General features: G+C 40.2%; 8 protein-coding genes and 2 pseudogenes. 2 read left to right on the forward strand and 8 right to left on the reverse strand.

The window, feature by feature from the left end:
* Positions 1-385 (reverse strand): annotated as a pseudogene (locus HT709_RS03905) (restriction endonuclease subunit S); the annotation flags it as partial.
* 374 nt (positions 386-759) lie between these two features.
* Positions 760-917, reverse strand: a pseudogene (locus HT709_RS11720) (cell envelope).
* Here HT709_RS11720 and HT709_RS03910 point away from each other — a divergent pair.
* Positions 882-1,001, forward strand: a complete 120-nt coding sequence (locus HT709_RS03910) for a glutamine synthetase (RefSeq protein WP_079251602.1) — start codon at positions 882-884, stop codon at positions 999-1,001. The pseudogene HT709_RS11720 and the gene HT709_RS03910 overlap by 36 nt on opposite strands.
* A gap of 95 nt (positions 1,002-1,096) precedes the next feature.
* On the opposite strand, the gene glnA is transcribed toward HT709_RS03910, so the two are convergent.
* From glnA to HT709_RS03940, 5 genes are all read right to left on the reverse strand, one after another.
* Positions 1,097-2,443, reverse strand: coding sequence for a type I glutamate--ammonia ligase (gene glnA / locus HT709_RS03915; protein ID WP_050261078.1), 1,347 nt, complete (start codon positions 2,441-2,443; stop codon positions 1,097-1,099).
* Between the two features lie 11 nt (positions 2,444-2,454).
* Entirely contained in the window at positions 2,455-2,823 is a 369-nt protein-coding gene (gene glnR / locus HT709_RS03920; RefSeq protein WP_172925532.1) for a transcriptional repressor GlnR, read from the reverse strand.
* A gap of 76 nt (positions 2,824-2,899) precedes the next feature.
* The gene (locus tag HT709_RS03925) at positions 2,900-3,427 is read right to left on the reverse strand and encodes an aromatic acid exporter family protein (protein ID WP_000119913.1); all 528 of its coding nucleotides are present in this window, start codon (positions 3,425-3,427) and stop codon (positions 2,900-2,902) included.
* Between the two features lie 427 nt (positions 3,428-3,854).
* Positions 3,855-5,051, reverse strand: coding sequence for a phosphoglycerate kinase (locus tag HT709_RS03935; protein ID WP_001096743.1), 1,197 nt, complete (start codon positions 5,049-5,051; stop codon positions 3,855-3,857).
* Positions 5,052-5,140: 89 nt separating this feature from the next.
* A complete protein-coding gene (locus HT709_RS03940; protein ID WP_172925533.1) occupies positions 5,141-10,156 on the reverse strand; it encodes a bacterial Ig-like domain-containing protein in 5,016 nt (1,671 codons plus the stop codon).
* Positions 10,157-10,453: 297 nt separating this feature from the next.
* On the opposite strand from HT709_RS03940, the gene HT709_RS03945 reads away from it, so the two are divergent.
* The gene (locus HT709_RS03945) at positions 10,454-12,085 is read left to right on the forward strand and encodes a Na/Pi cotransporter family protein (protein ID WP_172925534.1); all 1,632 of its coding nucleotides are present in this window, start codon (positions 10,454-10,456) and stop codon (positions 12,083-12,085) included.
* A gap of 560 nt (positions 12,086-12,645) precedes the next feature.
* Here the strand turns inward: HT709_RS03945 and HT709_RS03950 are convergent.
* Positions 12,646-14,253, reverse strand: coding sequence for a CTP synthase (locus HT709_RS03950; RefSeq protein ID WP_023940873.1), 1,608 nt, complete (start codon positions 14,251-14,253; stop codon positions 12,646-12,648).
* Positions 14,254-14,359 lie beyond the last annotated feature (106 nt).

Genomic DNA, 14,359 nt, shown 5'->3' on the forward strand with positions numbered 1-14,359 from the left:
TATTTAATGAGTTTTCATAGTTCGAAATAGCCAACCATCCATCGTGTATTGCACCATCAACATTCAAAATATAAGGTCTACCAAAACTCATAGAATTAGTTAACAAAAATGTACCTTTTTTTACAAATCTAGTTTTGTTAAGCCCTGATTTTTTGATTTTTTCTTTAACATTATTTATATACTTTTCACCCTTTTCAGTATCACCTATTTTTATCCAATTTATTCCATCTACTTCAGAAGTAAGATAATCTTTGATTGGTCGTGGAGAGCCACCTCTGACAATTTCAACCAATGTAGAAAACCTCACCCACTCCCAAGTATCAGGAATATCATAAGGAACATCAATTTCTTGAGTACTTCCATCAGCAAACTTCTCATAATGTTTCTTATGTGCTTCAAGTATATAAAAAGGCGTAAAAATACGCCTATAGATAATGGGGTTGAAATAGGTTTATTGTTGATGAGATTATAGATAATTCACTTTTTTACTTCCAATCGAATACTTAAAACTTCCACCTTTTCTGCCTGTAATTGTTCATCATAAAATTCAATATCTTCAGGATTTTCCCCTTGGCAACCTCAGTAGAAATATTCTTCCGCTCGATCAGGATTCAAAAATCGACAAGCACAAACAAAACAGTCTCCATCATCATTTATTGAGATAATATAGTAGATTGAAATAAGATGTAAACAAATCGATTAGGAAAGTTAAATTAATTTCTAGAAATTTTTTAGCAGATGTAGTGTACTATTCTAGTCTCAATTTACTATGGCTTCAAATATATCTTTCGAAAAAATATTTACAGATGTGTAATTTTGAAGCTTGCAAAAGTTAGTAAATTAGTAAACTTGTAGATTTCGATTTGAAGCAATGTGTTTTCTTGCCCGATATTGTTTTTGAAATTGAATTTTTCCATAGTGACTCCTTGATTTTCTTCTACACGTCTAATGATAAATCTAATTCGCAAAAGAGTCAAGAGGATTTTTCGAAAAATAAATAGCGACCGAAATCGCTATTTTAAGGGTTATAGGTATTTGATGGCTTAGACTGCTGTGTGACTGTTTACCCTCAGGCAATCTTTCTTATATATTAGTATTAGTAAAGGTCTAAATAATTATCAATTTCCCATTGTGAAACGAAGGTTGCATAGCTTGCCCATTCGATTCGCTTGGCTTCAAGGAAACTAGTATAGATATGTTCTCCAAGAGCTGCTCTGACAACCTCATCTTCTGTCAAAGCTTTCAAAGCGTTGTGAAGGGTTGATGGAAGGTCTGTAATACCAGCTTCCTTGCGCTCTTCTGCTGTCATGATGTAGATATTTTCTTCGATAGGAGCTGGTGCTTCGATTTTATTTTCAATACCATGCAAACCAACTTCCAAAAGAACTGTCATAGCGATATATGGGTTTGCCATTGGATCAACTGAACGCAACTCAAGACGAGTTCCCATACCACGTGAAGCAGGCACGCGTACAAGTGGCGAACGGTTACGACCAGCCCAAGCAATGTAAACAGGGGCTTCATAACCTGGAACCAAACGTTTGTATGAGTTAACCGTTGGGTTCATGATAGCAGTATAGTTGTAGGCATGCTTGATCAAACCGCCAAGGAAATGGTAGGCCGTTTCTGACAACTGCATTCCTTTTGGATCATTTGGATCAAAGAAGGCATTATTTCCTTCTGCATCAAACAAGGACATATTACAGTGCATACCTGATCCAGCAATACCAAATTTTGGTTTGGCCATAAAGGTTGCGTAAAGGCCATGTTTGCGAGCAATGGTTTTAACAACAAGTTTAAAGATTTGAATCTTATCACAAGCACGGAGAACTTCATCATACTTAAAGTCAATCTCATGCTGTCCAACCGCAACCTCGTGGTGACTGGCTTCTACTTCAAATCCCATTTGGGTCAAGACATTCACAATCTCACGACGTGTGTTGTCCGCAAGGTCCGTAGGCGCCAAATCAAAGTAGCCACCCTTGTCATTCACTTCAAGTGTTGGATCCCCATTTTCATCCAGTTTAAATAGGAAGAATTCTGGCTCTGGTCCAAGGTTGAAGGATTTGAATCCTACTTCTTCCATATGACGAAGAGCTCGTTTCAAATTGCCACGAGGGTCACCTGCAAATGGTTCACCTTCTGTTGTATAGACATCACAGATCAAACCTGCAACACTTCCATTTTCATCTCCCCAAGGGAAGACTGTCCATGTATCCAAGTCAGGGTACAAGTACATATCTGACTCATTGATACGTACAAAACCTTCAATAGAAGATCCATCAAACATAGCCTTATTTGACAAGACCTTATCTAATTGTTCATCTGTAGCAGGAATTTCGACGTTTTTCATGGTTCCCAAAATATCTGAGAACATGAGACGGATAAAGGTAACATTTTTTTCCTTGACTTCACGACGAATATCTGCAGCTGTGATTGGCATGAGTTTTCTCCTTAATGTATGACTACTTGCGGTTGCCTAACCGATTGCACCGAAGCAAAGCGACCCTGTTGGAGGAGTTCATTGTGAAGTGCACGACGCACTTCAGTCTGACTCACCGCTTTCTTGGATTTCGCTTCACGTTCAGCATATTTTTTCTTAATGGCAGCGATATTATAACCTTCTGAGATATAATCTTTGATTTCAAGCAGACGATCCATGTCATTCAAGGAATACATGCGACGGTTTCCTTCGTTTCGATCAGGCTTAATCAACTCTTGATCTTCATAATAACGAATCTGACGCGCCGATAAATCGGTCAACTTCATAACACTGCCGATAGGAAAAACAGCCATATTTCGGCGAAATTCTTTTTCCTTCATTTACAATTTCCTTCTTTCTGTCTATTATAGTCTAAAAAAAGACAAACGTCAATTGATAATGTCATAAAATATAACATTATTTTTCTTTTTTCTCTAAAAAGAGTCGAATACGATCAATATCGTAATTTACGAGAATTGCGACAAAAACTCCCATGAAAGTTTCTGATACACGCGCAAATACGTACAAAATTGTTTCGCCGCTCGGAATCGATAGGGTAATGATTAACATAGCCGCTACACCACCAATAACCCCTGCTTTGTTATTCATGGCTACATTTGTCATAATGGTTAACATGGTGCAAATTGGAACAACTACCAAGGTCACCCAAAAGGCTTCGTGGAAAAAGGTATTTAATAAGAAGAAGACAAAGGCATAGAGGCCTCCGATACTATTCCCTAGAATACGCGAAGTCCCAAAATGAACACTCTTATCAAAACTCTCCCTCAGGCTAAAAACAGCTGTCAAAGCACCGATTTGAAGACCTTTCCAACCAAAAAAGCCAAAAATCAAGAGAACTAGAAAAACAGCAATTCCTGTTTTAAAGGTTCGCATACCAAGTTTGAACTGGGATTTATCGAATTTATATTTTTTAAAATAACTCATAATCTCAACTTTCTATTTCCATTTTATCATAAATCGGTGATTTTTATGAGTAATAGTTGCGAGGAAGCGTTTTTATTTTAAGCAAAAGAAAAGAGGAACTCTCATCCCTCTCTTCTTTGATTCATTTAGTTAATCTTATTTTTCTGTCAAGGCTGCAAGTCCTGGAAGAACTTTATACTCAATGAAAATCAAAGAGCAAACTAGGAAACTAGCAGCAGGTTGCTCAAAGCACTGCTTTGAGGTTGTAGATAGAACTGACGAAGNNTTCGAAGAGTATTACCTTCAAGAAGCTCCATTGATGCCCCACCACCGCGTCACAAATACCTACACTAACACAAAAAGGTGACATAGCCACCTTTTTGTTAACGTTTCAGTTTTCTTCCTTTTTCTACAAAATCAGGATTTTGTAGAGACTAACGGGCTGAAATTATTTTTCTGTAAGTGCAGCCAAACCTGGCAATACTTTACCTTCGAGAAGTTCCATTGAAGCACCTCCGCCCGTACTGATCCATGAGAATTTATCTGCACGTCCAAGGTTGATCGCTGCAGCAGCTGAATCACCACCACCGATGATTGATTTAACTCCTGGTTGTTTCACGATAGCATCCATCACACCGATTGTACCAGCTTGGAAGTCTGGGTTTTCAAATACACCCATAGGTCCGTTCCATACAACTGTTTTGGCACCAGTTAAAGCTTCGTCAAATTTAGCGATAGATTTTGGACCGATGTCAAGACCAAGGAAGCCTTCAGAAACTGCTTCACCTTCAGTGTCACGCACTTCAGTGTAGCCAGCAAATGCGTTAGCTTCTTTAGAATCAACTGGCAAGATCAATTTACCATTTGCTTTTTCAAGAAGAGCTTTCGCAACATCCAATTTGTCTTCTTCTACAAGTGAGTTACCGATTTCGATACCTTGTGCTTTGTAGAATGTGTAAGTCATACCACCACCAATAAGGACTTTATCAGCTTTTTCAAGCAAGTTTTCGATAACACCGATCTTGTCTGAAACTTTTGAACCACCAAGGATAGCCACAAATGGACGTTCTGGAGTTTCAACTGCTTCTTGGATGTAGGCAATTTCATTTTCAAGAAGGAAACCAGCAACTGCTTTTTCAACGTTTGCTGAGATACCAACGTTAGATGCGTGTGCACGGTGAGCTGTACCGAATGCATCGTTTACGAAGATACCATCTCCAAGTGATGCCCAATATTTACCAAGTTCAGGATCGTTTTTAGATTCTTTCTTGCCGTCAACATCTTCGTAACGAGTGTTTTCAACCAAGAGAACTTGTCCATCTTCAAGAGCGTTGATTGCCGCTTCCAATTCAGCACCACGAGTGACACCTGGGAAAACAACATCTTGACCAAGTTTTGCTGCCAAGTCAGCTGCTACAGGAGCAAGTGATTTACCAGCTTTATCAGCTTCTTCTTTCACACGTCCAAGGTGAGAGAAAAGAATTGCACGTCCACCTTGTTCGATGATGTACTTAATAGTTGGAAGAGCTGCTGTGATACGGTTGTCGTTAGTGATTACGCCATCTTTCAATGGTACGTTGAAGTCAACACGAACGAGGACTTTTTTACCTTTCAAGTCAACGTCTTTAACAGTAAGTTTTGCCATGTTACAAAAACCCCTTTAATTATTTTATTCGAAACTATTATATCACACTTTGGAAATATAAGGAAAGATTTCACAAGATTTTTCGATATTTAATCTTCATCTTCTTTTTTCTGTTTCAATGTCAAGGCTAAACTAGCAAGACCAAGGCTTGCCAATCCTGCTATTAGGGCTTCATTGGCATCAGCAGTTCCTGTATTTGGCAATTGTTTGCTTGCTTCTTCTGATTTAATTGCTGTATTTTGCACTGTTTTTTCTTGTGTAGGCGCTACTGCTGGTTCAGTTTTTACTTTTGTTCCAATTTCAACAATTTCTGGAATCGCCTCTTGGATGACTTCTGTTGAACGAAGACGACGCTGACCGTTTTCATCAACTTCAAAGACATGTCTCAACAGACCATCTCGTCCCTGTATGATGACTCGTTGTTCCCCAACTAGCATATCAGCATTTTCATGCTCTTGACGGTCAAAGGAAACCTTTTCCTCTTGAACTTCCAATTTAGGAGCCTTTTGTTGATCAGAAGCCGGTTGATTAGTAGTTTTTGGAAGGACTGTGTTTTGTTGTTCTGGTTTAGTTGAGATAGTAACAAGGTCATTTGCACCATTAGATTCTACTCGTGGTTTCTCAGCAGATTCATAAACAAAGGCATAATGAGTAAAGTGTGGTGCTGTAAAGATAACATGACTATCCGTTTGTTCAAAAGCCAATTCTACTGCCTCTTTGCCTTCAGGTAAGAAGAATACTCTCTTCACTTTCTTATCTTTTTCAATTGGAATTTTCACAATAGAAGCGTAAGAGAGATCAACGTCTTGACCTTTTTCATCGAGACCTTCTATTTCAAAGACATGAGCATCTTCTCCAGCAAAGTATTTTTTCTCTTCAGCACTTGCTTGAACACGCTCTACTTTCAAGCCCTTGATGACAGTCTTCTCTTTATTTGAGAAGTGTACTTCAACACCTGTTTTACTATCAGAAAAGACTGCTGGCTTGTCTTCTTTCAATAAAGCAACCAGATCTTTCAAACTCTGTTTCGCTGTTGCAAGCTCTTCTGAACTCAAATCTACTTTTTCAACCAAGGCCTTGTTCTTTTCAAGAAGCGGAGCTAGGGCAGAACCTGAAGGATGGTTTGGTTTGGCAGCCAAGAGTTCTTGAGCCTCACCTGTTAAGCGATCGAGTTCTGTCTTTTCTTCCTTAAATTTCTCTTGACCATTCAGAGCTTTATGAGCTTCTGTCAATTTATTAAGTCGGTCATTAACCTGATCTTGGGTGCTAGTTTCATGGTCTTTCAACACTTGTTCGGCCGCTTCAATTGCTTTCAAGAAGGCTTCTTTTACTTCTGGTGAAGCAAAGTTATAGACCACCTTATTCTTAGCTGCTTCAACTTCTGCTAACTTTTGTTTGAGGTACTCATCGTTCAATGCGGCTTTTGGAGATACCAAAACATCAAAGTTGACTTTATGACCTTGGTAACGAAGCGTCAAGGTTTGACGACCAGTCTTTTGAGCATCGTAACCAGAAATTTCAACTCCCTCATCAGTAAAGGAATGTTCTTCCATGGTGTCATTGCTATAAGCCACTGCAAAGCGTCCTTCAGACAAGTCTAAGTTATCACCAACTAGGTAATCTTTTTTCGGTTCCTGACTTACTTCAATTCTCAAAATAGTTTTCGGACTTGCTTCATCTTGACTAGTAACAGTCATTGACAAATTAGCATGTACCGGTTGCCCCAAATATTGTAAAGTAAGATTTTGTTCTCCCTTATGATGCGTATCAAAACCTGATACTGATACACCTGCGTGAGTTAGGCGAATGAGTTCGTCCTCAGTTCCTCCTTCATACTGAACTCGAAGAACACCACCTCTAAGGTCCAAATCCTCCCCTTCGGCGTAGCTTGTTTTCTTAGGTCCTGTTTCTAGGCTGACTGACTTGATTCTTCTGTCATCTTTTGGAACGGAAACTGCTAGGACATTACTAATTTCCTTGCCTGGCAACTGGGTACGATAATAAAGAAGACCAGATTGATTTGTCAAATCCAATGGTGCACTTGCTAGGTCTCCTCCAAATTCGCTCTTCAAGGTTGCGAGCGGAATTTGAGAATTTGGATTATCATAAACGGTAATAGTTGCTCCAGCCGGTACATCTGCAAAACCAACCTGTACCTTGTTATTGCCTAGAGAACGGGCTGCAGCCTTGGCCATCGGAATATTGACACTCTCAGTATCAAGCTTTTCATACATTTTCCAGTTATAGATCCGAATAGCCTTCCATGGAGTTCCATTGTCAGAAGTGACAACATTCAAGCGCCAATCTTGAGCTGTGATAGGTTTATCAAGGGTAATATCTGTAACATGAGCTTTATTGCCACGGACTTCCTTAGCCAACTTCCATTGACCATCCGCATCTTTATAATAGAGGTCAAAGTCTTTGGTGTTCATCAAACCATCGTTGACAGATTCTCCACCAGCTCCAGCATGATCCATGACCCATCTCACAACACGGCGTGGTTGTGTCAAACGAATATCAACGCTACCACTTAATTGAGAAGAAGACCATTTGTCAGATAGACTGGTGATGGTCCCATTCAACATACCTTCGATACCTTCTCCACCTTCTGTATCTGGGAAGGTACTTCCGATAACAGTAGCCCCTGGAACGATGTTTTCTGCTAGAGGTCTTGGAAGACTTGTGTCTTGGACAGTCATCCCCCACTCAAAGTTTGTAGTTGCTGCTTCAGAACGAAGGCCATTCTTACCAACTGCAACAACCTTCAACTCCTGACTAGTACCAGTCGCACTAGCTGAGCGGCTAACTTTTGGTAGGTAGATCGTAGTTGCAGATGAACCTGTCAATAGGCGCCAAGCATCGCCATCCTTTTCATAGACTTCATAGAAATCAGCATCTTTATGACCAGTAAATTGTACAACTGCTTCCGCTTCTTGGGCATTTTTAAGGACTTGTTTGGCTACAGCTACTGTGGTTGGTGCCTGAGGAGCATCTTGATTATTGCTGATGGTCAATTGCCCCAGGTTAAATTGATAACCTTTTAAGTCTTTGTCATTTTCAAAATAGAGTTTAATACCGTAAATTGTTTTACCTGCCAAGGCACTCAAATCAAAATCATCGGTAGTCCAGTTATCTGAAACTGTCAATTCTTTACGGGCAGCTTCATCACCGTAGGTATAATCTTTCTTGGTTGCAAATTCTACATAAACCTTGGTCCCTTTGCCTCCTTTGTGGGCAACATGCAATTTGGTTGTATCTGTCACCTTCAAGCGAGTAGAGTACAAATTCACATCTTGCTTGGTCGCACCTGAAAGATCCCCTGCAAATTTAAGAGAAGTTCCACCATTATAAGCATCTTCAAAATCATAGCTTGCTTTCAACTTATCACCAGTTGATTTTTGCCACCAGCGCCATGTTGGAAGAACACCTGAAACTGAACGGTAATTCCACTCAGAATCCTTAGAAACCTTACCATCTACGAACCATTTTCTACCATGACCTGTATTAAAAGAAGTGGTAAAAGTATGACCTACTGCTGGCGTGCGGTCCGCAACTAGGTTGGCAATCCCGTACCAGTCCTTGTCATCTGGTTTTTGACCAGTTGGATCGCCTTGGTAACCAGTGAAGAAGATATTTTCATTCTTATGATAGTCTTCGCCTGTCTTGCCAAGACTTGTAATAGTATCTGGCGCAAAGAGTCCAAGTGACAAGCGAAGTTTGCCATTTTCATCTAAAAGGGCATCCCATTTCACTTTAGTCTTATAAGAACCACCCTGTTGCAATTCCAATCCTGCAAAGACATCGTACTGGCTACGCTCTAGCCATTTGGCCATAGCTACAGAGTAATCATTCTTCTCTTTGGTCCAGTTAAAGTTAGCAAAGAAGTGATCAGCGGGTACCTTGTCCCCCTCTTTTTGCATAAACTGATAGTTGTATTCTCCTAAACCATCTTGGTGGTAACGTCCATAGTTATAAGTCATGGCATCGTACCAAGAATACTTGATTGGATGGTTTACCTTAGCAGCATACTCCTTGGTATAGAGCATAAACTGGCGCATCTTTTCTCCAAGAGGTTCAACCAAATCCCCAGTTGTTTCTTGGTTAATGAAATAGCCATCATAGCCATAATACTTGGCCATATCTACCAATTTACGGGCAATTGGGAAGCTACCATCTGCGTCTTGCTTCAAAGCTTCAGCGAATTTTTCTTGATCAGCAATACTATTAGACCAGTTGAAGAAGAGTGTACCATATACAGGCACCCCGTTACGGTGACCTGCATCAATAACGTCAGGAGTTGGTACGAGACCTTCCCAGAAGACCATTGAATCTAGATATTGCCAATAGTCAAAAACATAGGCCTTGAACTCTTCTCCACCAACAGAAGCATGGTCTTTTGCTTTAGAATTGGTGTTTGATAAGGCTTGAACTTTTGCTTCCTTGCTAGCTTTTTCATTGACTAAATGACCTGTCCGACGTGAAGCGAGGGCGACAGACCCGCGGTTAATAGCATCATCTTCACGAGCACCTGGTTCCCATTTTAACAATTCTTCCCAAGAATTAAATTTGATTTCCTTTGGTTTTAATGTTTTTTCCGTATTTTTAGGGACATCTGGCTGGACTTCTTTTTCAGTCTTATTAGCTTCTGCTGCTGGCTTAGACTCATCCCCTTGGCTAGTTGCTTCAGGCTTTGCTTCCGTTTCCTTGTCAGACTTTGGTTTTGCTTCTGCAGATGGTGTTTCTGCAGCCACCTCACTTGGTTTTTCCTCTGATTTAGCTACGCTTACTGCCTCTGCAGTTTCAGTAGTTGCAGCTTCATTGCTTGCTGGCGAAGCAGTTTCAGATGCTGTCGCTACTCCTTCTGCCTTTTCTGGCTTATTTTCTCTAGCATGTTCTCCTTCATGCTGCTTGTCAGCTTCATTAGTTGGATGCTCACTCTCTCCTGAAACAAGCTCTGTATTGGTTCCGCTATTTTCAGGAACTGCAGTTTCTTCTGCCAAGGCTGGACTAGCAAATAAAACAGCCCCAATCATCAGTGAGCAAGCCCCTACTGATAACTTACGAATACTGTAACGACAACGTCTTTCAAAAAATGAATTCTTCATTTTCTCCTCCTAAAAAATTGATTTTGTTGCACAAAAGAAAGCGCTTAACTTTCTTTATAAAATTTTTATCCCAATCACAGGGACCAAGATAATCACATTTTTATCCTAAAGCATTTTTTGACAAAACACAATAGCTGTTTTCACAAATCTAAAATAAGGTTAAAAACTCTTAAAAATAATACACTTATCAATTATAATTTTCTTTTACAAACTTGACATTAACACTTGTTAGATTTACTTTTATCCTTTAAAATAGAATAGGAGATATTCCGCGATTATTTTTCGGAGGAAAAAGAAATGTCCATTAATTGGCAGGAAATTTTATTTCACTTTTTAGGTGGTCTGGGACTATTCTTATATAGTATCAAGACCATGGGAGACGGTTTGCAACAAGCTGCTGGAGATCGCCTTCGTTTTTACATTGACAAATATACTAGTAATCCTTTCTTTGGAGTTCTGGTTGGTATTGGGATGACTGCTCTAATTCAGTCTAGTTCTGGTGTAACAGTTATCACAGTCGGCCTGGTCAGTGCCGGTCTCTTAACCTTACGTCAGGCTATCGGGATTGTCATGGGTGCTAATATTGGGACAACTGTCACATCCTTTCTCATCGGTTTTAAATTAGGTAACTATGCCCTACCTATGCTCTTTATCGGTGCCGTCTGTCTCTTTTTTACGAAAAATCGGACAGTCAATAATATCGGACGCATCCTCTTTGGTGTAGGTGGTATCTTTTTTGCCCTCAATCTTATGAGCGGTGCAATGGCTCCACTCAAGGATTTACAGGTCTTTAAGGACTATATGATTGAGCTAAGTAAGAATCCTGTTTTGGGTGTCTTTGTCAGTACTGGCTTGACCTTGCTAATTCAAGCTTCTTCGGCTACCATTGGGATTTTACAAAACCTCTACGCCGGCAATCTAATTGACCTACAGGGAGCTTTGCCAGTTCTATTTGGTGACAATATCGGGACAACCATTACAGCCATCATTGCCTCTTTAGGGGCTAATATTGCAGCTAAACGGGTAGCAGGAGCTCATGTTGCCTTCAACGTTATCGGAACAGTTGTCTGCGTTATTTTTCTAGTTCCTTTTACTGTCCTGATTCATTGGTTTGAAGCTACGCTAAATCTAGCACCGGAAATGACCATCGCCTTTGCTCACGGAACCTTTAATATTACCAACACCATTGTCCAATTTCCATTTATCGGAGCTCTGGCTTACTTTGTAACCAAGATTATTCCTGGAGAGGACGAGGTTGTCAAATACGAACCCTTATATCTTGATGAACATTTCATCAAACAAGCCCCATCTATCGCTCTAGGAAATGCTAAAAAAGAGCTCTTGCACTTAGGAAACTACGCTGCTAAAGCCTTTGACCTTTCCTATAAGTACATCATTGACTTGGATGAAAAAGTTGCTGAAAAAGGGCATAAAACCGAAGAAGCAATTAACACCATCGATGAGCAATTAACACGTTATCTCATTGCCCTTTCAAGCGAAGCTCTCAGCCAAAAAGAAAGTGAAGTGCTCACCAATATCCTTGATTCCTCCCGTGATTTGGAACGGATTGGAGACCACACGGAGGCTCTACTCAATCTGACTGACTATCTTCAACGTAAAAATGTTGAATTTTCTGATGCCGCCTTGAAAGAATTAGAGGAAGTTTATCGTCAAACTAGTGACTTTATCAAAGATGCTCTGGATAGTGTGGAAAACAATGATATTGAAAAAGCACGCAGTCTTGTAGAACGTCATGAAGCAATCAATAAGATAGAACGTGTTCTCAGAAAAACCCACATCAAACGCCTCAACAAGGGCGAATGTTCAACACAAGCTGGGGTCAACTTTATAGACATCATCTCACACTACACTCGTGTATCAGACCACGCTATGAACCTTGCTGAAAAGGTTTTTGCAGAACAAATCTAAGAACCAAGAAGCTATCCATCATAATTGGATGGCTTTTTGCTTTTTCCTAAGCAAGACTAGGCTGAATGAAACTGAAAGAGTATTCTGCAGATATATAGTATATTGAAACTAGAATAGTACACCTCTATTTCTAAAACATTGTTAGAAATCGATTTGACTGCCCTGAACGATTTATCCTGTTATTATTTCATTTTATTATAGTGGATTAAATTAAAAAAGTATAGTATATTGAATCTATAACAGTACATCTTGACTGCTAAAATATTTCTATAAATTAATTTGACTTTCCTGATAGAGTTGTTCACATCTTATTTCAATTCACTATACAATCCAGTTCCTAAAACTTTGCTAGAAATTGATTTGGCTTTCCGAATTAATTTGTTCAAATTTTATTTCATTTCAATATACTGATAAATCCATTCACTAGCACAGGGCAAGAGGGAGTCGCTATTGATTTCAAGGGTAGCAGGTACACACAGAGGACTCCTACCTCAGATATACTGCAATATCCATCGTATGCAAAAAAACCTCTGAGATTGTTCTCAAAGGTTATAATCTAGCTAATTGCTGTTCTCAACCGCTGCAGTGACAAAGGCAGTGTAGAGTTCTTCTGGGCGGTTTGGACGGCTTGACAGTTCAGGGTGATACTGACACGCTACAAAGAATTTATTTTCTGGAATTTCCACGATTTCGACCAAACGATTGTCTGGAGAAACTCCTGAGAAGACAAAGCCTGCTGCCTCAAACTGCTCACGGAAGGCATTGTTAAACTCATAACGGTGACGGTGACGGCGTTGCACCACTTCTTGATTGTGATAAGCAGCTGCTGCCTTAGAGCCACGTTTCAACTTAGACGGATAAAGCCCCAAGCGAAGGGTTCCCCCCATATCCTCAACATCAATCTGATCACGCATGATATCAATGATAGGGTATTTTGTTTCTGGTGCAAGCTCTGCAGAATTGGCACCTTCGAGTCCTAAAACGTGACGAGCAAATTCGATACATGTCAACTGCATTCCCAAGCAGACACCTAACATTGGAACATCATTTTCACGCGCATAGCGAATGGCTTGGATTTTCCCTTCCGTACCACGTTGTCCAAAACCACCTGGTACGATGATTCCGTCCGCATCAGACAAAAGCTCTGCCACATTCTCTGCTGTCACATCATTGGCATTGACCCAATTGATTTTAACTTCTGCATCGTTGGCATAACCAGAGTGTTTCAAGGCTTCAACCACTGAGATGTAGGCATCTTGCAACTCCACATACTTACCAACAAGGGAAATCTTAACTTGTTTCTTGAGGTTCATGACCTTGTCCACCATGGCTGACCATTCTGTCATATCCGCTGCTGGTGCGTCTAATTTCAAATGATCACAAACAATTTGGTCCATCCCTTGTGCCTGCAAGTTCAGTGGAATTTGGTAAAGGTGTTCAACATCCAACGATTCGATAACGGCTTCTGGTGCCACATCACAGAACTGGGCCAGTTTATTTTTAATTCCTTGACCAGCTGGCTCTTCTGTACGAATAACCAACATATTTGGTTGGATTCCCAAGCCACGCAATTCTTTGACAGAGTGTTGGGTTGGTTTGGTTTTCATTTCACCAGCAGCCTTGAGGTAAGGAAGCAAGGTTGTATGGATATACATGACATTATCCGCACCCACATCTGCCTTCATCTGACGAAGAGCCTCTAGGAATGGCAAGGACTCGATATCTCCTACTGTTCCACCAACCTCTGTGATAATGACATCAGAGTCGGTCGTTAGAGCGGCACGCTTGATTTTTTCTTTCAAAGCATCTGTGATATGAGGAATGACTTGAACAGTTGCCCCAAGGTATTCTCCACGGCGTTCTTTACGAAGAACTTCACTGTAAATTTTCCCAGTTGTCACGTTGGAATATTTGTTGAGATTGATATCGATGAAACGTTCATAGTGACCCAAGTCCAAATCTGTCTCAGCTCCGTCATCTGTCACAAAAACTTCCCCGTGCTGGTAAGGACTCATAGTTCCTGGATCAATATTGATATAAGGGTCAAATTTTTGAATGGTTACTTTAAGACCACGATTTTTCAAGAGACGGCCCAGACTCGCTGCCACAATCCCTTTCCCAATAGACGATACCACACCACCAGTTACAAAAATATATTTCGTAGACATAGATTCCTCTTTCTAAAGTGCTCAAGGTCTTGCTAACTACGTGGGGACATAGAAAACAAGACCCTACTAATAAGAATAATCTGGGACGACTGCACCAGATTCACAA

It is taken from the genome of Streptococcus sp. 1343 (assembly GCF_013277355.1).
Lineage (GTDB): Bacteria > Bacillota > Bacilli > Lactobacillales > Streptococcaceae > Streptococcus > Streptococcus pseudopneumoniae.

Excerpts from the sequence above, each read along its gene's own strand:
- glnA (WP_050261078.1), bottom strand. The coding sequence starts at position 2,443 with ATGCCAATCACAGCTGCAGATATTCGTCGTGAAGTCAAGGAAAAAAAT.
- glnR (WP_172925532.1), bottom strand. The coding sequence starts at position 2,823 with ATGAAGGAAAAAGAATTTCGCCGAAATATGGCTGTTTTTCCTATCGGC.
- HT709_RS03925 (WP_000119913.1), bottom strand. The coding sequence starts at position 3,427 with ATGAGTTATTTTAAAAAATATAAATTCGATAAATCCCAGTTCAAACTT.
- HT709_RS03935 (WP_001096743.1), bottom strand. The coding sequence starts at position 5,051 with ATGGCAAAACTTACTGTTAAAGACGTTGACTTGAAAGGTAAAAAAGTC.
- HT709_RS03940 (WP_172925533.1), bottom strand. The coding sequence starts at position 10,156 with ATGAAGAATTCATTTTTTGAAAGACGTTGTCGTTACAGTATTCGTAAG.
- HT709_RS03945 (WP_172925534.1), top strand. The coding sequence starts at position 10,454 with ATGTCCATTAATTGGCAGGAAATTTTATTTCACTTTTTAGGTGGTCTG.
- HT709_RS03950 (WP_023940873.1), bottom strand. The coding sequence starts at position 14,253 with ATGTCTACGAAATATATTTTTGTAACTGGTGGTGTGGTATCGTCTATT.